18 protein-coding genes and 1 other RNA gene are annotated in these 20897 nt (G+C 65.1%); 7 read left to right on the top strand and 12 right to left on the bottom strand.

Features of this window, described 5'->3' with window-relative positions; all coding sequences use genetic code 11:
- Genes gspF through PMI04_RS12945 form a run of 4 tightly spaced genes read right to left on the bottom strand, consistent with a single transcriptional unit; the run spans window position 1 to window position 5846 of the window.
- Window positions 1–1218, bottom strand: coding sequence for a type II secretion system inner membrane protein GspF (gene gspF, locus PMI04_RS12930; protein ID WP_007713499.1), 1218 nt, complete (start codon window positions 1216–1218; stop codon window positions 1–3).
- On the bottom strand, window positions 1211–2725 hold the full coding sequence (gspE, locus tag PMI04_RS12935; protein WP_238535990.1) for a type II secretion system ATPase GspE: 1515 nt from the start codon (window positions 2723–2725) through the stop codon (window positions 1211–1213). The genes gspF and gspE overlap by 8 nt, the downstream gene beginning before the upstream one ends.
- Before the next feature lie 23 nt (window positions 2726–2748).
- A complete protein-coding gene (gspD, locus tag PMI04_RS12940; protein WP_007713497.1) occupies window positions 2749–5004 on the bottom strand; it encodes a type II secretion system secretin GspD in 2256 nt (751 codons plus the stop codon).
- Window positions 5001–5846, bottom strand: a complete 846-nt coding sequence (locus PMI04_RS12945) for a type II secretion system protein N (protein ID WP_007713490.1) — start codon at window positions 5844–5846, stop codon at window positions 5001–5003. Before PMI04_RS12945 ends, gspD begins: the two co-directional genes overlap by 4 nt.
- Before the next feature lie 182 nt (window positions 5847–6028).
- Between PMI04_RS12945 and PMI04_RS12950 the strand changes: the two genes are divergently transcribed.
- Window positions 6029–6685 carry a 2OG-Fe(II) oxygenase gene (locus PMI04_RS12950; RefSeq protein ID WP_007713488.1) on the top strand — a complete coding sequence of 219 codons (657 nt, stop codon included), beginning with the start codon at window positions 6029–6031 and terminating at the stop codon, window positions 6683–6685.
- Between the two features lie 397 nt (window positions 6686–7082).
- Here the strand turns inward: PMI04_RS12950 and PMI04_RS12955 are convergent, their stop codons facing one another.
- The 5 genes from PMI04_RS12955 to ssrA form a co-directional block, all read right to left on the bottom strand.
- On the bottom strand, window positions 7083–7352 hold the full coding sequence (locus PMI04_RS12955; RefSeq protein ID WP_283184779.1) for a hypothetical protein: 270 nt from the start codon (window positions 7350–7352) through the stop codon (window positions 7083–7085).
- Window positions 7353–7748: 396 nt separating this feature from the next.
- A complete protein-coding gene (locus PMI04_RS12960) occupies window positions 7749–10448 on the bottom strand; it encodes a TonB-dependent receptor (protein WP_007708896.1) in 2700 nt (899 codons plus the stop codon).
- A gap of 88 nt (window positions 10449–10536) precedes the next feature.
- Window positions 10537–12138, bottom strand: a complete 1602-nt coding sequence (locus tag PMI04_RS12965; RefSeq protein ID WP_007708901.1) for a hypothetical protein — start codon at window positions 12136–12138, stop codon at window positions 10537–10539.
- A 334-nt stretch (window positions 12139–12472) separates the two neighbouring features.
- Window positions 12473–12856 (bottom strand): hypothetical protein, encoded by a 384-nt coding sequence (locus PMI04_RS12970; protein WP_007708903.1) that lies wholly within the window; start codon window positions 12854–12856, stop codon window positions 12473–12475.
- Between the two features lie 289 nt (window positions 12857–13145).
- Window positions 13146–13501: a transfer-messenger RNA gene (ssrA, locus tag PMI04_RS12975) on the bottom strand.
- 24 nt (window positions 13502–13525) lie between these two features.
- On the opposite strand from ssrA, the gene PMI04_RS12980 reads away from it, so the two are divergent.
- The 3 genes from PMI04_RS12980 to PMI04_RS12990 are packed head-to-tail and all read left to right on the top strand — an operon-like array spanning window position 13526 to window position 14973.
- Window positions 13526–14290: an NRDE family protein gene (locus tag PMI04_RS12980; protein ID WP_007708917.1), complete on the top strand. Its 765-nt coding sequence runs from the start codon at window positions 13526–13528 to the stop codon at window positions 14288–14290.
- 51 nt (window positions 14291–14341) lie between these two features.
- The gene (locus PMI04_RS12985) at window positions 14342–14593 is read left to right on the top strand and encodes a type II toxin-antitoxin system prevent-host-death family antitoxin (protein ID WP_007708920.1); all 252 of its coding nucleotides are present in this window, start codon (window positions 14342–14344) and stop codon (window positions 14591–14593) included.
- Complete coding sequence (locus PMI04_RS12990) at window positions 14590–14973, top strand: type II toxin-antitoxin system VapC family toxin (RefSeq protein ID WP_007708923.1); 384 nt, start codon at window positions 14590–14592, stop codon at window positions 14971–14973. The genes PMI04_RS12985 and PMI04_RS12990 overlap by 4 nt, the downstream gene beginning before the upstream one ends.
- Here PMI04_RS12990 and PMI04_RS12995 read toward each other — a convergent pair whose 3' ends face one another.
- From PMI04_RS12995 to PMI04_RS13005, 3 genes are all read right to left on the bottom strand, one after another.
- Window positions 14974–15315, bottom strand: a complete 342-nt coding sequence (locus PMI04_RS12995; protein WP_007708925.1) for a gamma-glutamylcyclotransferase family protein — start codon at window positions 15313–15315, stop codon at window positions 14974–14976.
- A gap of 16 nt (window positions 15316–15331) precedes the next feature.
- The gene (locus tag PMI04_RS13000; RefSeq protein ID WP_007708928.1) at window positions 15332–16729 is read right to left on the bottom strand and encodes an aldehyde dehydrogenase family protein; all 1398 of its coding nucleotides are present in this window, start codon (window positions 16727–16729) and stop codon (window positions 15332–15334) included.
- 192 nt (window positions 16730–16921) lie between these two features.
- A complete protein-coding gene (locus PMI04_RS13005) occupies window positions 16922–17350 on the bottom strand; it encodes a cupin domain-containing protein (protein ID WP_007708930.1) in 429 nt (142 codons plus the stop codon).
- 76 nt (window positions 17351–17426) lie between these two features.
- On the opposite strand from PMI04_RS13005, the gene rnr reads away from it, so the two are divergent.
- From rnr to PMI04_RS13020, 3 genes are all read left to right on the top strand, one after another.
- The gene (gene rnr, locus PMI04_RS13010; RefSeq protein WP_037486182.1) at window positions 17427–19739 is read left to right on the top strand and encodes a ribonuclease R; all 2313 of its coding nucleotides are present in this window, start codon (window positions 17427–17429) and stop codon (window positions 19737–19739) included.
- A 205-nt stretch (window positions 19740–19944) separates the two neighbouring features.
- Window positions 19945–20235 carry a hypothetical protein gene (locus PMI04_RS13015; RefSeq protein ID WP_283184780.1) on the top strand — a complete coding sequence of 97 codons (291 nt, stop codon included), beginning with the start codon at window positions 19945–19947 and terminating at the stop codon, window positions 20233–20235.
- A 59-nt stretch (window positions 20236–20294) separates the two neighbouring features.
- Window positions 20295–20885: an aminodeoxychorismate/anthranilate synthase component II gene (locus PMI04_RS13020; RefSeq protein ID WP_007708936.1), complete on the top strand. Its 591-nt coding sequence runs from the start codon at window positions 20295–20297 to the stop codon at window positions 20883–20885.
- The last annotated feature ends 12 nt before the right edge of the window (window positions 20886–20897 follow it).

Raw genomic sequence — 20897 nt, forward strand, 5'->3', positions numbered from 1 at the left:
TCAAGCCCCGGTCAGGCTTTGCAGCTGCAGGATCGGCAGCAGGATGGACAGGATGATGACGGCGACGATGCCGCCCATCAATATGATGATGATCGGCTCCAGCATGGCGAGCGCGGTCGAGGTGAAGGCATCGAACTCGCGCTCCAGATAATCGGCCGCGCGTTCCAGCATCGTGTCGAGCCGCCCGGCACTCTCGCCGCTCGCCGCCAGATAGACCAGCAGCGGGGGAAACACCCCTGCCCGCTTCAACGCCGCCGACAGGCTACCACCGCCCCGGATCGCCTCGACAATCTCGTCCGACGCCTTGCGCAGTACCCGATTATGCACGGTATTGGCGGTCAGCGACAGACCCTCCATCAGCGGCAGCCGGCTCGCCACCATCGTCGAGAGCGTGCGCGCCATCCGCGCGGCGTGCAGGTCGCGGATCAGCCGGCCCAGCACCGGCAGGCCCAGCAGCCCCGCGTCGAAGCGATAGCGGAAGCTGTCGATCTTGAGCGCGCGCCAGAAGCCGAAGGCGCTGAGGCCAATCAGGATCAGCAACAGCCACCAATAGCCCGCCAGGAAGGCGGAAATAGCCATCACCATCCGCGTGAGCAGCGGCAATTGCTGGCCCACCGTGTCGAACTGTTCGACCACCTTGGGCACGACGAAGATCATCAGCGCCGCGACCACGAACACGGCGAAGGTCGCCAGCACGGAAGGGTAGGCGATCGCGGTCAGCACCTTGGAGCGCATGATCGCCTGCCGCTCCATCAGTTCCGACAATCGCTCCATGATGGTGGGTAGGCTGCCGGAGCTTTCGCCGGCCGAGATCATCGCGCGATAGAGGGCGGGAAAGCTTTTCGGCTCCGCGCCCAGCGCATCGGCCAGCCGCCGGCCCTCCAGCACGCCCGAATGGACCTTGCCCACGATCGCGCGGACATGATCCTGCTCGCTCTGGCGACCAATGGTGCGCAGGGATTCTTCCAGCGGACTCACCTGGACCAGGGTGGAGAGCTGCCGGGTGAAGAGCGTCAGTTCCTTGGCCGACAGCTTAGGCGCGCGCAGCGACAGGCCGGCCCGCTTGCGCGCCTTGTCTGCCGCACCGGCCTCCAGCCGGACGACGAACAGCTTGCGCGTGTCCAGCTTGACCCGCGCCTCTTCGACGCTGTCAGCCTTGACGCTGCCCTTGCGTTCCTTGCCCGCCGGGTCGATCGCGACATAGTCGAAATCAGCCATCGGCGATGGTTTCCGCCTCGATCGCGTCGCGGCGCGACACCCGGATCGCTTCCTCGGCGGTGGTCTGGCCGTCGCGCACCAGCGCGCGCGCGGCCGACCCCAGGTTCGGCGCATTCAGGAAGGCATGGCGAGCGATCAGCGATTCATCGCCGCCATCGTTGATCAGGCGGCGGATCGTGTCGTCGACGCGGATCGCCTCGAACACGCCGATCCGGCCCTTGTAGCCGGTACCGCTGCATTCGTCGCAGCCACGCGCCCGATAGATGATGGTGCCCGGATCAAAGCCCAGCAGCGCGCTCGCCGACTTGTCGGCCTGCACCGGCTCGCGGCAATGCTGGCACAGCCGCCGCACCAGACGCTGGGCGACGACGGCGCGCAGCGTGGAGGCCAGCAGGAAAGGCTCGACCCGCATATCGCGCATACGGGTGATCGCACCGACCGCGTCATTGGTGTGGACGGTCGACAGCACGAGATGGCCGGTCAGCGACGCCTGCACCGCGATCTCGGCGGTCTCGCGGTCGCGGATTTCGCCGACCATGACGACATCGGGATCCTGACGCAGGATCGCGCGCAGCCCGGCGGCGAAGGTCAGGCCGACCTTGGCATTGACCTGGGTCTGGCCGACGCCCTCCATCGCATATTCGACCGGGTCTTCGACGGTCAGGATATTGCGGCTGCCATCATTCAGGTTGCGCAGCCCCGCATAGAGCGTCGTCGTCTTGCCCGAACCGGTCGGACCGGTGACCAGGATGATACCGTTCGGTTCACCCAGCCCCTCGCGGAAGATGCGGTCGGGCGCGCCGGTCATGCCCAGCAGGTCGAGCGTGATGCCGGCATTTTCCTTGTCCAGGATACGCAGCACCACCCGCTCGCCCGCCCGGCTCGGCAGGGTCGAAACGCGCACGTCGAGCAGCTTGCCACCCAGCGTCAGGCCGATGCGGCCATCCTGCGGCACGCGCCGTTCAGCGATGTCGAGCCGCGCCATCACCTTGATGCGGCTGACCACCACCGGCGCGACATGGGGCGGCATGCGCAGCGTCTCGCGCAGCACGCCGTCGACGCGCATGCGTACGACCAGGCCGGTCTCATAGGGTTCGATATGGATGTCCGACACGCCCTGGCGCGCGGCCTCGGCAATGATGCCGTTGATCAGGCGGATCGCCGGCGCATCGTCCGCGCTGTCGAGCAGATCGTCGGCGGTCGGAATGTCGGCGGCCAGAATGTCCAGCTCGTCCGCGCCCATCTCGATCGACCCAGCCATGGCGGCGGCGCTGCCATCCATCGCATAATGGTCCGACAGATGCCGGTCGAACTGCGGCGCCTCGACAAAGCGCACGTCGAAGCTGCGGGCGAGATGGCGGCGCACCTCCAGCAGCACGCGCGGATCGCTGCCCTCGCGGATCGCGATCGCCAGTCGCTCGCCATCCTGCGGCAGCATCACCACGCCATGCTTGCGGGCAAAGCCGTAGGGAATATCGACCGGCCGTAGTGGAAGAACCGACGGCAACGGTGCCCCTTGCTCCAGTTCGCTCACTTCTGCTCTCCGCTTGGCGGCAGGTCGACCGGGCGGACGACGCCGCTCGACTGCCGCACCGTGGGTTCGATGACCTGGACCTGTCCCGGCGCCGGCGCCGTTGCCGGCACACCAGCCTGCGGTTCGACCACGACGTCGCCGGGCTGGGGCGCGATCGGCGGCTGCGCCCCCATATAGTCGCGCACCAGCTCGTCGATGGTCGGCTCGCTGTCGGGGCTGCGCTGCAACTGCATGCCGCGCACATAGCCATAGCGCTGCTGGGTCAGGCGTTGCGCGTCTTCCTTGGTGCGCAGGATGGTCGGCCGGATGAAGACCATGAGGTTGGTCTTGGTCCGGCTCTTGCTGCGCGACTTGAACAGTTCGCCAATGCCCGGAATGTCGGACAGCAGCGGGATGCGCTCGATCGTCTTGCGCTCATTATCGTCCAGCAGGCCGCCCAGCGCCAGTATCTCGCCGTCATCGACCGTGACCGTGGTTTCGATCTCGCGCTTGTTGATGATGAGGTCGCTGCTCGAATTGCTGACTGGCCCCGCCACGCTCGACACTTCCTGCTTCAGGAACAGCTTGATCGCGCCGCCGGTGTTGATCTGCGGCTTCACCTCCAGCTTGATGCCGACATCCTGGCGCTGGACGGTGCGGAACTGATTGTCGAAATTCTGGCTCAGCGCTTCGCCGGTGGTCACCGGCACCTGCTGGCCGACCAGGATCGACGCCTTCTGATTGTCCAGCGTCATCACCGACGGCGTGGACAACAGGTTGCTCTCGGTATCCGACTTCACCGCATTGATGATCGCCCCGAAAATGCCGTTCTTGCCGATCTGGGTGCCCAGGCCGCCGATAATGCCGGTCGCGCCCGCCAGGCTGTCGACCGCCGCCTGGGTCAGGCTGTTGGCCAGGTCGCTGTTGGTCTGGGTCTCGGTCGTCGTGGTCGTGCCATCGGCCGCCACCACGGTCGTCTTGGTCGTACCCAGCTGGGTGGCGCCATAGGCACCGGCGATGGTGATCAGGCTGGGGGAGGCATTGCTGTAATTGGTCGCGGCAAAGCCGGTCGATGTGCTGCCGAGCAGGAACTGCACGCCCAGTTTCTTGGCCGCCGCATCGCTGATCTCGACGATGATCGCCTCCACCAGCACTTGTTCGCGGCGGGTGTCGATCTGGCGGATGGTCTCACCCAGCATGCGCTGCACGTCGCTGTTCGCCGCAACGATGATCGCATTGGCGCCTTCATAGCGGGTGACGATCGCCGGGCCGCGCGTGGAAATGCCGCTGCCGCTCGATCCGGTAGAGGCGGCCACGACCGGCGCTGCCGCTGCGCTCGCCGGGGCTGCGCCGCCGCCGCTGCCGCCACTGGCTCCGGCGGCCGGAACCGACGAGGTGACGGGCGTGCTGCTCGACTGGCCGATCAGCTGCTGCAACACCGGCAACAGCTTCTCCGCATCGGCATGTTCCAGCCAGTAGACGCGAATCTCGGTACCGCTCGCCGCCTGCCGGTCCAGCTCCCGCGCCATGGTGGCAAGGCGCGTGACGGTGTTGACGTCGCCCCGGATCGCGATCGCATTGCTGCTGTCGATCGGCACCACGCTGGCCGCCGCTGGCGCGCCATTCTCGCCGCCCCCGCCGCCGGCGACCAGCGCCTGAAGCGATGTCGCGATCTCGCGCGCGCCGGCATTTTTCAGCATCACCATCTGGGTCGAACTGGTGTCGCGATCGACGCGGGCGATCACCTGGCGGATGCGCGCGACATTGTCGGCATAGTCGGCAACGACGATGCTGTTGCCGGCGCGATTGGCGGTGACCGTGCCTTCCTTGCTGATCAGCGGGCGCAGCGTCTCCAGCACGCTGGCCGCATCGACCGAGCGCAGGCGGAAGACTTCGGTGACGAAGCTGTTGCGAGTGGCCGCGCGGCCCACCGCGCTCGGCTGGCCGGCGGCACCGTCGGCCGGCTGGACGCGATAGGCGCCGCCCGGCGCGGGGATCGCGACCAGGCCGTTGGCGCGCAGGGTCGACAGCACGATCTCGAAATATTCCGACTTGGACAGCGGCCGGTCGGTCACCACCGACACCTTGCCCTGCACCCGATTGTCGATGATGAAGGTGCGACCGGTGACGCGCGCGGCATCCTGGATGAAGGCGCGGATATCGGCGTCGCGCACATTCAGCGTCTGCTGTGCGAAGGCCGGCACGGGGGCAAGCATCGGCGCGGCCAGGATCAACGCGAGCGCGGCGGAATATTGGAGCAAATCTCTGGTCATTGGCCTTGCAATATCAGGTTGATGGACGCGACGGCGGCGCCACGCTCTACGGTCAGGGAGACACGCGCGCCGGGCACGATCTGGTTCTGCAATGTTGCCAGATCGCCCGCCGAACCGATCTGCTGGCCGTTGACCTGGCTGATGATGTCACCCGGCTGGAAGCCGGCATTCTGGAAACCCGGCCCCTTGGCCGTCAGGATCAGGCCGGTCACGCGGCCATTCTGCATGCGCGGGGTGAAGCCGATGTCGCGCTTGATGCTGTCGGCGGTCGGGCTGTCGCGCCCCGGCACCGGCGAGGGCACGCCCTGCCCCGGCGCAGGCGCGGGCGGCGCGCCGCCTTCCCCGCCTGCCTCGGGCGCGGGCTGCGATTGGTCGAGAAACACCTGCTCCTCCGCTCCGCCCCGGTCGATCGTCACATGGTCGAAGGCGACCGCTTTCAGCACCACGCCGGGTATGATCTCGTCGCCCACGGCATAGCTGTTCTGCACGCCGTCCGGGGTCGCCAGGATCGCCGACCCCAGCCCCGAACCCTCGTTCAGCCGTACGCCATAGAGGGTCAGCGCCAGCGAGGTGACGACGCCATTGCCCGCCTGCGGCGCACCGCTGCGAAAGAAGGGGTCGAAACTCGCAAACAGCGCCTGCCGCGCGCTGGCCGACAGCAGCTGTGCCTGACGCCCCTCCCAGGGGCCAAAGGCGCCCACCGGCGTCAGCAGCACCCACAGCAGGCGTGCCAGTTGCAGCACCAGCACGGCCATCAACAGCTTCTCGACCAGCCCCAGCCAGTCGACCGGACGGGCAAAGCGCCGCCATCCCTGCATCTTGTCGCCGAACGGCACACGCATGAGCCGAAATACCCCCCTTGGTTCGCCCGCCTGCTAAGCAATCCGTCTTACCGCTAGATGACGGTTATGTTACGCAAATATGACACGAACAACAGGCGCGCGACGACACTTGCATTTCGCAGGTCGAGCGATAGCTAAAGCACGGAAACCGGCGGCCTGCGCCGTCTATCGCGGAAACCGCCATGACCTCATCCGATCTGCTTTCGCCGCCCGCCGCACCGGATGCCGATCCCGCCTGGATCGCCGCCCATCCGCGCATCCAGCGCGTGCCGAGCAAAGACCTGACCCTCTTCATCCAGCGCGCCTTCCTGACCCCGGTCGAATGCGCGGCGCTCATCGAACGGATCGACGCCCAACGCCGGCCATCGACCATCGCCGACGCCAATGGCGACGGCTATTTCCGCACCAGCGAGACCTGCGACCTCGACCATGGCGACCCGGTCGTCGCGGCGATCAACGCCCGGCTCGATGCCTTTGCCGGTATCGCCAGCGAATATGGCGAACCGATCCAGGGCCAGCGCTATGCCGTCGGCCAGGAGTTCAAGGCGCATACCGACTATTTCGAGCCCAAGGGGCCGGATTATCAGAAATTCTGTTCGGTCGCGGGCAACCGCACCTGGACGCTGATGGTCTATCTCAACGAACCGGCCGCCGGCGGCGCCACCCGCTTCACCAAGATCGGCAAGACGGTCCAGCCCGAAACCGGCAAGCTGCTCGCCTGGAACAATCGCCTCGATCCAGACAGCTACAATCCCGCCAGCATCCACCACGGCATGAAGGTGCGCAGCGGCGTCAAGCATGTCATCACCAAATGGTATCGCGAACGCCCCTGGGGCTAAGCAACATGAGTGCCCGAGCACGCGACCGGTCATGATCCGATGGCAAGGATGGGTGGGGTCCGGAATGCCCCTGATCCCGTCATGCCAACGAAGGCTGGCATCTCAGGCAGGCGCACGCGACATAAACGGATAGCGCAAGACGGCTGGCCTCTTTCTGCCACCGCCTGAGACCCCAGCCTTCGCTGGGGTGACGGAGTTGGGGTGGCTAAGCGCCAGATTGTTTTGGCAGTTCTTCATACCCCTTTCTCCGCGCTCTTCGCGGCTCCGCATGATTCATTATTCGCGCGGAGCCGCGAAGAGCGCGGAGGAGAAAGAAGGAAGGGCGGGAATGGGTGGGTTGCGGACGGCCGGCTTTTTGGCTTTTTAGATAAACTCTCACCACCTGCCACCCGGCGTCTCACCGTTCGATAACTAAAGAGAAAGGCACTAGAGCAGCAGCACACTTGATTCTCGCCATCGCCCCAGCTTCATTATCGATAAGCATTGAATTGCCATGGCCGAAACCTATTGCGTCCCACTTGAATCGCTTTTGGCCGCAGCGCAAAATTGCTTCAGATAGCGCTGATTCTGCCGTGTTATTGCTGGAAAAATTCCGCCAAGTGCCGCTGCCTTTTACGACTTCCGGAGGCTTTTTCATCCAGTCCTCGGCAAAGCTAATTCGGATCATAGGGCTCGCTTCTCTCGCACTGGCGGATAATGGAGCGATACAAAATACGAAAATAAGCGCCAATCTAGCCACTAAAACCTCGCTAGGACAAGCAAATGGATTAGGCGGCCTAACGCCGTAACACATATATTGCAGCGTCAGGTTTTGTCCGCAATTGGCGATCTCGAATTACCAAACGAGTTGCAACAAATGGTCGCTGCCTGCCAATCACTCCCGGCGTCATCCTGACGGAAGCCTCTCCTAAGCCTGCCGAAAGATCCGGATAACCGACACGCTCAGGCTGGCCTTTTCAGAGCAACACATCGCCACTTCTGCCCATCCACGAAAAAGCCGGCCCACATCGCTGCGGACCGGCTCTTTTCGTTGGGCCGCCCCCGGTTGCCCGGGCGCGCGATGTCAGAAGGCGACGGTCATCGCCAGCGCGAAGGTCGTGCCGATCTTGTACCGGTTATAATAGACCCGGTTGCCGTCCAGTTCCTGGAATTCCTGGTATTTGCGGCCGGTCAGGTTACGCGCCTCGAACTTGATCTCGCTGTTGATGCCGCCGGGGAACTTGACCCCCTGGCGGGCCACGAAATCGAGCGTCAGGCCCGGCCGTTCCTTGATGTCGGGCTGCTGGTTGGGGCCGCGGCTGGTGACGCGGTCGCTGGCATAGGTCAGCATCAGCGTCTGCTGCGACAGCTTGTCGGTATCCTCCAGGCCGATCTGCAGATTGGCCAGATGGTCCGACTGGCCAGTCATCGGCGCGCCATCCCGGAAATAGTCCGACGCCAGCGGCAGGTCGCCGGTGGTGTAGGTATAGGGGATGGTGGTGTCGCTGGCGCCGACCTTCAGCTTCGACTGGGTATAGGTGTAGTTGCCGATCAGGACGACGCGGCGGCTCTGGAAGAAGTCCGAACCCGACATCCCGTCGAGCGGGAAATATTTCTGCAGCTCGACCTCGGCACCATAAAGCTGCGCCTCGGGTGCGTTGGCGAAGCTGGTCGTCACCGCATAGACGTCGTTGATGGTGGTGTAGGTTTCGATCGGATTGTCGATCTTCTTGTAGAAGCCGGCCAGGGTGAAGCGCTCGTCACGCCCCATATACCATTCGCCGCGCACTTCCGCGTTCCACAGCTCGCTGTCGGTCACGAACGGGTTGCCGCGATAGGTGCGGTTGGATTCCGTGTCGACATAGGGCTGGGCGATCTGCTCGCGGAACTGCGGGCGGGCGACCGTCTTGGAGGCGCTGGCGCGCAACTGCATGTCGGGGCGCAGCTGATAGGTCAGCGTGACCGCCGGCAGCCAATAGTCCTTCTCGATGACATTGGTCGGCTGGTCGCCCGTATTGTAGACATCGATACCGGTCACCGACTGCTTGCCGCTTTCAAAGCGAACACCGGCGTTGACGCTGAGGCCCGGGAACAGCTCGGCCTGAACCTGGCCATAGCCGGCATGGACGCGCAGAGCCGCGTCATAGACCGGATAATTGCCCGAAAAGTCGAGCATGGTCAGGTCATAGAGCTGGATCGTCGCGTCCGACACCAGATAGTCGGGACGCTCCTGCTGCACCGAAATCGGCAGGTTGGTCGCGTCATAATGCAGCTCGTAGCGCGACGAGGTCCGCTTGGTGTCGGTATAGGCATAGCCCGCCGTGATCGAGAAATCAGGCGAGAATTTGTAGCTCAGGTCCGCGCTGCCCGACCACAGATCCTCGTTCAGGTCGCTAAAGGTGACCGACGCATCGCCGCGCTGGCGATTGAGCGCGTTGATGTAGCGGTCGCCGACCGGATCGACCACCAGGTCACGATTGGTGCGGACATAGACGAACTCGCGCTCATAGGGCGCTTCGCGCTGCGAGTTGGAATAGCCACCGCGCGCATCGAGGCTCAGCGCGTCGGTCAGCTTGAACTCGCCGGCGACATGGGTGTCGATCAGCTGGCGCTCATACCAGGCGGTATTCTGCGTCATATAGTCGGCGCCCTGGATGGCACCGTCATTATAGCCGACCGACAGCTGGCCGCGCTTGAGCGTGTCGCGGATATAGAGGTTGGTCCAGCGGACCTTCTGGTCGCCCCATTCCAGGCCCAGGCCCAGCAGGCCGTTCACCGTCACCTCATTGTCGGTGATCACCTGGTCGGCGCTCTTGCCCGGCGTTTCCTGGGTCAGGTCGATCGACGCCTGCTGCAGGTTGGCGCGGGTGCGCCACTTGTTGCTGTAGGATGCGGTGGCGATCACGCCCAGACGCGCGTCGCTGCCAATGTCGACGGCGGTGCCGCCATTGATCGTACCGTTGAAGTTGAACGGCAGGCTGTTGGTCCGCTGCAGCAGCGTGGTGTCGCTGTTGAGCAGCTGCATCGACATCGCCTGCAGGTCCGACCGGTCCATGTTGGAGAAGGGTACGCCGCTGGCGAAGGCCTGCTTGAGCAGCGGCGGCGTGTCGCGCGAACCGTCGTCGAAGCCGGTCCAGTCCGACTTGCTGCCATAATAGGTATAGCCCATCTGGCCCGACGTCTCGGTATTGGCCGAGCTGCCGACGGTGAGTTCCAGATAGCTTTCGGTCGGGATCGCCTTGGTCGTCAGGTTGATGACGCCGCCGCCGAACTCGCCGGGGAAATTGGCCGAATAGCTCTTCTGCACCAGGGTCGAGGCGATCACGCTGGTGGGGAAGATATCGAGCGGCACGACGCGCTTGAGCGGTTCGGGGCTAGGCAGCGGCGAACCGTTGAGCAGCGCCAGCGAATAGCGATCGCCCAGGCCACGGACATAGACATAGCCGCCCGATACGACCGACAGGCCGGTCACGCGCTGCAGCGATCCGGCGATGTCGCCTTCGCCGGTGCGCTTGATGTCCGCGGCCGACAGCACGTTCACCACCTGCGGCGCGGCCTGCGAGATGTTGCTGGTGCGGCGGCCGGTGACGATGATGTCGGCGCCGGGGATCGACACGTCGACATTGCCCGACTGGGCATCGGCCTCTTCTTGCGCGGTCGGTGTGCCCGACGGGGTGACGGCGCCGCCGGCTTCGCCTGCGGGCGTGGTTTGCGCCATCGCGGCCGGCGCGACCAAAGCGGTGGAAATCAGGAGCAGGCGGGCCATGCTCAGCGGCATCGACATGAAGGTTCCCCTCAGAAATTCAGTGCAAAGAAGGCGGGGAAGCGGCCATGCACGCTCCCCCGCCCCTATTGAGGTCAGGTCCGTTCGATCAGGTCGTCGGGATCGCCGTGCAGGCCTTGCTGGTGCTGCCGAAGCTGGCGCTCACCGAATTGCAGGTCCAGCCGGCATACCAGGTGTCGCTGCTGTCCTTGACCGCGCCGATATAAGCGGTCGTGGTGAAGGCCGCGTCGATCGTCTTGGGATCGACGGCGGTGCGGGCGGTTTCGGTCGCGCCGTTGATGAACAGGCTGGTCAGCGACGGGGTGTAGCTGATGGTGCTGTTCGGGCCGGCCTCGAAGATCGACTGGACCAGCGCCACGTCGACGCCGCCGGTGCCCTTGTACGGGGTGCTGTTGCACTGCATCACGACCGAGATGTAGCGCGGCTTGCCGGCGTCCTGCAGCGTGGCGTCGGCGTCACGCACCGTCGCGGCGCTGTTGATGCGCAGGCAGCTCTGGTTCGGGCTGACGATGATGCCGTTGACCAGGGCGATGTCGGCGCCACCACGGACCAGCATCGCCGCACCGTCGTCGCCGGTGTTCGAACGCTGGATATGGGTGAAGTTCGCCACCTTCAGATACTGGCGCGGCAGCGCGTCTTCACCGGCGTTGGTCGCCGTCGTCGAACCGTTCGAGTCGGTTTCGAGGAAGGTATCGCCGATGTTGTTGCCTTCGCGCTGGGCCGAGATGATGAACTGGGCGGTGCCACGGAAGCCGACGTCGGTGTCGAGATTGTCGTCCTCGTTACCGGTCAGCACCAGATACTTCATGTTGAAGCTGCCGCCGAACGCTTCGATGCCGTCGTCCGAGCTGTTGTGAACCTGGATATGGTCGATCACGGTGCCCGAACCGACGCCCGACGGGGTCAGGCCCTGCAATTCCTTGCTGTCGGCCAGGACGAAGCCCGAATAGCGGATCTGGACATAGGACATGCGGCCCGAATTGTCGGCGTCGTTGGCGCCGCCATAGAGGGCGTTGCTGGTGCCTTCGGTGTCACGCTCGCAGGCAACGGTGCCCGGCGCGGCGGCCGGCGCGGCGCAGTCGGTGATCTTGGCGCGGCCAAGCAGCACGACGCCGCCCCACTGGCCCGACGACTGGTCGGTGGCGGTGCCCAGGACGTTTTCACGGCTGGTGAAGACGATCGGCGCGGTGGCGGTGCCGACGGCGTTGATCTTGTTACCGCGGTTGACGGCCAGATAGGCGTTGCCGGTGCTGGCGAAGATGACCACGCCCGGATCGATCGTCAGGGTGGCGACCGTATTGGTGCTGGACGGTCCCTGGTCGGTGCCGACATCGACGCGACCGGGCAGCGAATAGATCACGCCGGCGGTCTTGGTGATCGCGGTCGAGCTGCTGAAGCGCGCCGGGAAGGCGCAGTTGCGCCATGCGTCGCCGGTGACGGTGTTGGTGATGGTGCCCTGGTCGACCAGCTGATCCGAACCGGCGATCGTCGGGCAGCCTGCAGCGGGCGTCACCGCAGTGGGCGTCGGCGTGGGCGTCGGGGTCGGCGTCGGGGTCGGCGTCGGCGTGGGGGTCGGGATGACGATGGTGCCTTCGCCCGGCGAGGCGATGTCGTCGGCGCCGCAAGCGCTCAGCGCGGCGCAGGCGCAGCCCGCCATCAGGATGGTATGGATACGGTTGATCTTGGCCATGTCGTCTCCGCTCCGGCTGGACACCGGGTTTGTTGAAATGCGGAGCGCAAGGGGGAACTCGAATCGGACAACGCCCCCTGTCGCCCTCGGAAGCGGCAGGTAGGCGCCGTAAATGACAGCCTCATTTTCATTTTATGACGTATCAATGTCTCTAAAATGACATTTCAGAGACATTGATGACAAATAGGTGACATGGAAAGGGGCGCCACCCACCGGCAGCGCCCCTTTTCAAGCATCAAAGACTGGATTTGCGCGCCTTAGAGTCTGTTTGGACATGCGCCGCTGGCGCATCCGCATCGAAAATGCGCTCTTTCGCGCATTTTCCAAACGGGTCTCAGCGCATCGCGTAGCTGGCCTGCAGCCGATCCATCGCCTTGATCGCGATATCGCGCGACGAAGCCTCGCTGCCATCCGCCAGAACCAGCATGGCCTCCGGCGCATAGCGCGCTGCCTGATAGGCATTGCGCGCATCGACCATGCGACCCAGGCCGGCATAGGCATTGCCCAGATTGATGAGACGCGCCGCGTCATTGGCGGCATCGGGACGCACAGCCGTCAGCCGGCGCTCGGCCCGGGCAAAATCCCCCTGGCTCAGCGCGGCGGCAGCCAGGCGTCCATCAGGCAGGCCGACCTCGACCGAACCCGCCTGCTGGGCGGAAGCGGCCATCGGGGCAGCCACAGCCACCGCGAGACCGAGAATCGCAGCGACTTTCACCATCTCATTTCTCCTGAAAAAACTTCCCAACATAGCCAGAAGTATTTCACTTTGATGACGTTGGAGCAAGATCAGCAAGGGACCGTGATTTTGTTTTTTATTCGTTTAATTTCAGAGAATTATAAGTTTTACACAAGAGTGTCATAAAAGCGTAATCGAATGATTGGCCGGTTTCAACCGGCGATTCGAATCGCGATATAGGCGTGCATGACCGGTGCACGCCCAGCCGCTCAGATCATCGAAATGGGAAAGGGTCCGGAGGCTTCTGTTGCCCGGCGCCTCCGGGGGCCGCTGAATTCCCTTCTGTTGCCCGGTGGGTTCAACCGCGCTATTTTAGTATAATGTCAGGCCGTGAGGCCCTCAATTACGCTGCAATGGCGAGTGCTTCGTTATCGTTGGCACTTGTGAGTTTTGCACAGTTTAACGGCTTACACGGGCCGGGTAAAAGCATCGCCTTTGAACACACGTCGATCCTAGTTCGGCCCCGTCAGACATCCCGCCGAGCCTTGCGACCTTCCGGGACATGTGGTGGAACCGCCGGGTACTGCCCCCGGGTCCGCTGCGTCTATTATACGACACGATTTATCACCATAGCCGGGCGAACCCGGCACCCCCTATATGGCGGCGACCGCGTGATTTATCAAGCCGGTGTTGCGTGAAGGAGGCGGCAATATGTGTATCGTGGCATTGGCCTGGCGGGCGCACCCGCGCTGGCAGCTCGTCCTGATCGGCAATCGCGACGAATATCATGCCCGCCCCGCCGCCGCGATGACCCGTTGGGACGATCGGCCGGGGCTGATCGCCGGGCGCGACCTGCAATCGGGCGGCACCTGGCTCGGCGCGGACGAACAGGGCCGGGCCGCCGTCATCACCAATTTGCGCGGCTTCGGCGATCCCCTGCCCGACCGCGCCTCGCGCGGCGCGCTGGTCACGGACCTGCTGGCCGGTACCGGCACCTATGCCGATCCCCATGCGGCGACGCTCGACGATTTCAACCCGTTCAACCTGCTGCTCGCCGACCGCGACCGGCTCATCTTCCTCACCAACCGTCCCGAGCCTCAGCGCAGCCTGCTCGCGCCCGGCCTCTACGGCCTCTCCAACGGCCCGCTCGACCAGCCCTGGCCCAAGACGCTCGCGCTCAAGGCGGCGATGCTGCAATGGCTCGTCGCCGGCGCGACCGATCCGGAAAGCCTGTTCGATGCGCTACGCCGCGAAACCCTGCCCGCCACCGGCATCGCCCCGGCCACGCCCTCCGACGCCCCGCTGGAACCGCCCCTCTCCCCCATCTTCATCCGCAATCCCATCTATGGCACCCGCTGCAGCAGCATCCTCGCCATCGCCCCGGACGGCGCCGGTCTCGCCCTGGAACGCCGCTTCGACGCGGAGGGCCAGCTCACGGGCGACAGCCGCATCCCCTTCCATTGGCCGAAATCTTGATTTGGACCATATAATGGTCCATATTTAAGCTTGTCCACCAGGAGCTTTTCGATGCGCATTTCCGTCTCAGAAGCAAAGGGCCAATTGACCGATCTCGTCCGGCGCGCAGAAGCCGGAGACGAGGTCATCCTGACCCGCCATGGCCAGGCAGCGGTTCGCCTCGTCCCCATCCGCCAACCTGTTGACGGTGCCAGCCGACGCGCACTGATGGAAAAGTTGCGCGCGGCCGCGCGCCCCGCCGCTGGGCCGGACGCCGCCCGCAGCCAGGACTTTCTCTATGGTGAGACGGGCCTGCCCGAATGATCGTGATCGATACGTCGGCGATCATGGCGATCCTGCTCGACGAGCCCGAAGCGGACCGCTGCATCGCCGCGATCGCGGGAAGCGACGTTTTGCTGATGTCAGCGGGCACGCTGGCGGAAACGCTGATCGTCGCCGATCGCCGCGCCGTCGGAGCAGAGGCAGCCAGGCTGATCGATGGCCTCGGCGTGGAGGTCGCCCCGGTCACGCCCGAAGATGCCCGCCGGGTTGCCGCCGCCTACACGCAATGGGGCAAGGGCCTTCATCCCGCCGCGCTCAATTTCGGCGACTGCTTCGGCTATGCGCTGGCACGGGATCGCGATTGCCCCCTGCTCTTCATCGGCGAAAATTTCGCGCGCACCGACGTCATCAGCGCCGCCTGATCACGCCCCCTTGTCGCCATAGACAAAGGCTCGCCGCCCCGACCGCAGCAGCACCTCGCGCCGGACATAGTCGACCTCATAGGCGTCGGCGCTCGCGACATCCGCCTCGGTCAGGCGGAACAGCGTCCCTTCCACCGCATCTTCAACATCGTCGCTCGGCTCGACCATCGGGTGCCAGCGCGTGCCGCTCTTGGCGATCACGTCCGGGTCGCTGATCTCGATCATGCGCTGGCGATAGCCCGGCATCGCGTCGGGCTCCCCCTGCACCAACCGGCCGAACAGCGCCATCTGCACCTCCGCCAGCCGCAGCGTGCCATAGGAAAAGAGCAATATCTCGGTCATCTGCGCGCTCCTCCGCTCAGCCCAGCGCGGCGTTGACGATGCGGATCTGGGTGAATTCCTCCACCCCGGCCAGCCCCTGGTGCCGGCCGATGCCCGATTGCTTGGCGCCGCCGATCGGCACGTCGAAGGGCAGGTCGAACAGCCGATTGACCCAGACCAGCCCGCTGTCGATTCGCGCCGCCATCGCCTGCCCGCGCGCCGCATCGGCGGTCCACACCGACGCGCCCAGCCCATAGGGACCGTCATTCACCCGGCGGACCAGTTCCGCCTCGTCATCATAGGCGAGCAGCGGGATGATCGGCCCGAACTGCTCCTCGCGCACCAGCCGCGCTTCGTCGGGCAGGTCGGTGACGATCGTCGGCGCAATATAATAGCCGTCCCCCTCGATCGGCGCGCCGCCATGCAGCACCCGTCCCTGCGCCCGCGCCTCCGCCAGCAGATCGACCAGCCGCGCATATTGCGCCGCATTCTGCACCGGACCGATGGTCGTGCTCGCTGCCCGGCCGTCGCCGACCACAGCCCGCTCCGCGCATTCGACCAGTGCCGCGCCCAGCGCCGGCATCAACGCGCGCGGCGCATAGATGCGCTTGACGCCGAGGCAAATCTGCCCGGCATTGCCCATCGCCCCGTCGAACAGGATCGGCGCCACCGCCGCGACATCGGCATCGTCCAGCAGGATCGCCGGATCATTGCCGCCCAGTTCCAGCGTGAAGCGCTTCACCGTGTCGGCCGCCGCCGCCATCACCCGCCGCCCGGTCGCGGTCGATCCGGTGAAGCTGACATGGGCGATCCCCGGATGCGCGGTCAGCATCGGCCCGACATCGCCGGCATCGCCCAGCATCTGCACCACCCCGGCGGGGAAGATGTCGGCCGCCAGCGCGCCCAGCATCAATGTCGTCAGCGGCGTCGTCGGCGCGGGCTTGGCAATCACGACATTGCCCGCGGTCAGCGCCGGCGCGAGCTTGAGCGCCAGCAGCAGCAGCGGATAATTCCACGGCACGATCGCCGCCACCACGCCCAGCGGATGGCGCTGCTCGACCACGCGCTCGGTCGCACTCTCCTTCAGCACCACCGGCTCCAGCCGCAGCCCGGCATGATAGCGCAGCGCCGCCACCGCCCCCTCTATCTCGCCCCGCGCCTCGGCCAACGGCTTGCCCTGTTCCTGCGTCAGCAGCGCGGCGAAATCCTCGGCCCGGCCCTCCAGCGCATCGGCGAGCGCTGCAATCAGCGCACCACGCTCGGCAAAGTCGAGCGCGCGCCAGCCGGCAAAGGCCCGCTGCCCGGCCGCCACCGCCCGTTCCACCTGCGCCGCATCGGCACAGGGCGCGGCGGCAAAGATCTGCCCGTCCGCCGGATTGACAAGGTCGATCGCGCGCGCGCCATCGACCAGCTCACCATCGATAAGAAGCTGCATCCCGCCCCTCTACCGCAGCCATGCCATGCTGCAAGCCTGTCCTACAGCCAGCCCGACGGGCTAGAATGCCGCCATGTCCTGCGCCCGCACCACCGACAGCCCCCTCCTCCCCGATCCCGCAACAAGATTTCCAACATTTGTTCCAAAATTTCAGAATGTACGGGAAATATGCGAAGTTAAGCGGGCGATTTCCTATTTTTCCGCTGGCGCATCGACCCGGTCGCCATGGCTTTTGGGCGTCGAATTGACCAGGAAATCGACTGGCGCGCCGCTCCTGTTCTGCGCCCGGTGCGGCACGCCCGGCGGCACTTCCAGCCCCTGCCCCGCTTTGAGCACATGGGTCACACCGCCCGCCTCCAGCGTCAGTTCGCCCGACAGGACATAGAAGAATTGCCGCGCTCGCTGATGATAATGGCGCACTTCCGCCCCGCCCGGCGCGATCCGTTCCTGGATCACCGACATTGCGTCGCGCTTCACCAGATGCCAGCCGTCATTGCTGCCGCCCCAGACATAATGTTCGGCATTGGTCCGGTCGATCGGCGCGATCGGCGCCTCGGGCGGGGCGTCGGGCGAGACATCGGGTGCGGCAGCCAGCAGCAGGGGCAAAAGCAATATCGTCATGCCCGTTCCAACGATCCGCCCTTCCCATCCCGCCATGCCACTGGCGCACGCCCGACCGCCCCCCTATAGCTGGACCATGGCATCGACCGAAAAACAGAAGAAAGCCCCCGCGCGCACCAAGGTGCGCCCCGCCGGCTTCCCGACCCGCGATGAGGTGGTGGACTTCATCACCAGCTCCGACCAGCCCGCCGGCAAGCGCGAGATCGCCAAGGCCTTTGGGCTGAAAGGCCAGGAAAAGATCGCCTTGAAGGCGCTGCTCAAGGACATGGCCGACGAAGGGCTGATCGACATCGGCCCGGCCCGCGCCTTCCACAAGATGGGCGGCGTGCCCAAGGTGACGGTGCTGCGCATCGTCGATGTCGACGACACCACCCTGATCGCCACCCCCGAACGCTGGGAGGCCGAGGGCCAGCCCGCGCCCCGCATCCGCGTGGTCGAACGGGGCAAACGCGGCGCGCTGACGATCGGCGACCGCATCCTCGCCCGCACCGAGGAAGCGGGCAAGGGCTGGATCGCCCATCCGATGAAGAAGCTGGCCAAGGCGACCGAGATGCTGCTCGGCGTGGTCGAGGAAATGGCCGATGGCAAGCTGTGGCTGCGCCCGGTCGACAAGCGCATCCGCAAGGATACGCCGATCAGCGACATCGGCACCGCGAAGAAGGGCGACCTGGTCCTGGCCGAGCCGACCGGCCGCCCGCCGCGGATCAGCGCGCGCGTCACCGACATTCTCGGCGATCCCTTCGCCCCGCGCAGCTTCAGCCTGATCGCGATCCACAAGCATGGCATCCCCAACGTCTTCCCCGAAGCGGTGGAGGAGGAAGCGGTCGCCGCATCGAAGCTGCCGTTGCATGAGGACAAGCGCGAGGATCTGCGCCATTTGCCGATCGTCGCGATCGACCCCAGCGACGCCCGCGACCATGACGACGCCGTCTGGGCCGCGCCGGACGAAGACCCGGCCAATGAGGGCGGCTACAAGGCGATCGTCGCGATCGCCGATGTCAGCTATTATGTCCGCCCCGGCAGCGCGCTCGACCGCGAAGCGCGCAAGCGCGGCAACAGCGTCTATTTCCCCGACCTGGTCGTGCCGATGCTGCCGCACCAACTCTCGTCCGACATGTGCTCGCTGCGCGCCGGGCAGGACCGCGCCGCCATGGCCTGCCATCTGGTGATCGACGCGCAGGGCAAGGTGAAGAGCTTCCGCTTCTCCCGCGCCATCATCCGCGTCGCCGCCGTCCTTGCCTATGAAAATGCGCAGGCGGCGATCGATGGCGAGCAGGATAATGCATTGCTCGAACCGGCCCTGAAACCGCTCTGGGCCTGCTGGGCGCTGCTGCGCAAGGCCCGCGAAAAGCGCGATCCGCTTGCGCTCGACCTGCCCGAACGGCGCGTCGTCCTCGACGAATGGGGCAAGATCGTCAGCGTCGCCGTGCGTGAACGGCTCGACGCCCATATGCTGATCGAGGATTATATGATCGCCGCCAACGTCGCCGCCGCCAAGGCGCTGGAGGCGAAGAAGGCGCCGGTCATGTACCGCGTCCATGAAACGCCGGGCCGCGACAAGCTGGTCGCGCTCAAGGAATATCTCGCCACCTTCGACATCGATTTCGCGCTTGGCCAGGTGATCCGTCCGTCCACCTTCAACCAGCTGATCAAGAAGGTCGGCGAGTCGGAGGAGAAGGAGCAGATCATGACCCAGATCCTGCGCTCCCAGACCCAGGCCTATTATGCGCCGCAGAATATGGGCCATTTCGGCCTGGCGCTGGGCAGCTACGCCCATTTCACCTCGCCCATCCGCCGCTATGCCGACCTTCTGGTCCATCGCGCGCTGGTCGGCGCCTATGATCTCGAACTGCCCGCGCCCAAGGACAACGCGATCCCCGACCGCTCCTCCCTCAGCCAGGAGGATTATGAGAATATGGGCCGGGTCGGCGAGATGATCTCGGGCCATGAGCGCCGCGCGATGGAGGCGGAGCGCGAGACGATCGACCGCTATGTCGCCGCCTTCCTGTCGGCCCATGTCGGCGAAGTGGTAAAGGCGCGGATCACCGGGGTCCAGAATTTCGGCTTCTTCGCCACGGTCGAGGGGCTGGGCGGCGACGGCCTCGTGCCCGTATCGACGCTGGGCGCCGAACATTTCTTCTTCGACGAAGCGGGCAAGGCACTCCAAGGCGTCGAAAGCGGCGACCGCTATACGGTGGGCCAGCGGCTGGAACTGCGCCTCGCCGAAGCCGATCCGATCAACGGCGCGCTGCGCTTCGAACTGCCCGACAATCCTTCCCCGCGCGGCAGCCCGCTGAAACGCGACCGCACCCGCCCGAAAATCCACCGCGGCCGCCCCACCAACATCCGCCATATCGGCAGCAGCCGGGGCAAGCACAAGAAACGCTAAGGGATGGGTGGCGAGCGTTGCCGCCCTCTGCCTATATCGTCATCCCAGCTTTTTTTACCGTCATCCCCGCGAAGGCGGGGATCCATCTCCCACCATAACCCCAGCCGCGAGGTCCGGTGATGGCTTCCCGCTTTCGCGGGAATGACGAAAGTCAAATGATAGCGGTCTGCTTTTCCGTGCCATCAATTATGTGTAGCCAGACTGCATGAAGCCAAACGAATATGCGCAAGCTCAGGGTTGGGATTCCATGATACGTATCATGGTCGTCGGCTGTCTGTTTCTCAGCGCCTTCATGGCTGTCTGTTCAGCCATCGTCCTCAGCATCCTGGCGGACTCTGGCGATGCCATTCTTCTGCGAAGCGCCTTTTTGGTGTTTGGCACATTGGCGTTCACGGCGGGCTTGGCTTTCAGAAAAATCGACCGCCTGACCTGGAAGCACTGGTCAGTCATATGCTTGCTCGCCGCGCCAGGGGCAATTTACATGTTAGTCCACTAAGATCTGGCGTTGTTCGCCCCCTTCCCCCCATCGTCATCCGCGCCTATAGGCTGTGTCCCATGATCCTCGTCATCGACAATTATGACAGCTTCACCTGGAACCTGGTCCATTATCTGATGGAGTTGGGCGCCAAGGTAGAGGTCGTGCGCAACGACGCCATCTCGGCGGGCCAGGCCCTGTCGAGCGGGGCCAAGGCCTTCCTGCTGTCGCCCGGTCCCTGCACCCCCAATGAGGCGGGTGTCAGCCTGGATCTGGTCGCGGCCTGCGCCGATGCCGGCGCGCCGCTGCTCGGCGTGTGCCTCGGCCATCAGGCGATCGGCCAGCATTTCGGCGGCAAGGTGGTGCGCGGCGGGCTGATGCACGGCAAGACGTCGCCGGTGCGCCATGATGGCACCGGCCTGTTCGCCGGCCTCCCCTCGCCCTTCACCGCGACCCGCTATCACTCGCTGATCGTGGAGGATATTCCGGCCGACCTGGTGGTCAACGCGACCAGCGAGGACGGTTCGGTCATGGGCTTCCGCCACGCGACCCTGCCGATCCATTCGGTCCAGTTCCACCCGGAAAGCATCGCGACCGAACATGGCCATGACATGCTGGCCAATTTCATGAAGATCGCCGGCATCCCGGTCCGCGAGCGCGAGGCAGCGTAAGCCCGCCTCCGG

Source organism: Sphingobium sp. AP49 (assembly GCF_000281715.2).
GTDB lineage: Bacteria > Pseudomonadota > Alphaproteobacteria > Sphingomonadales > Sphingomonadaceae > Sphingobium.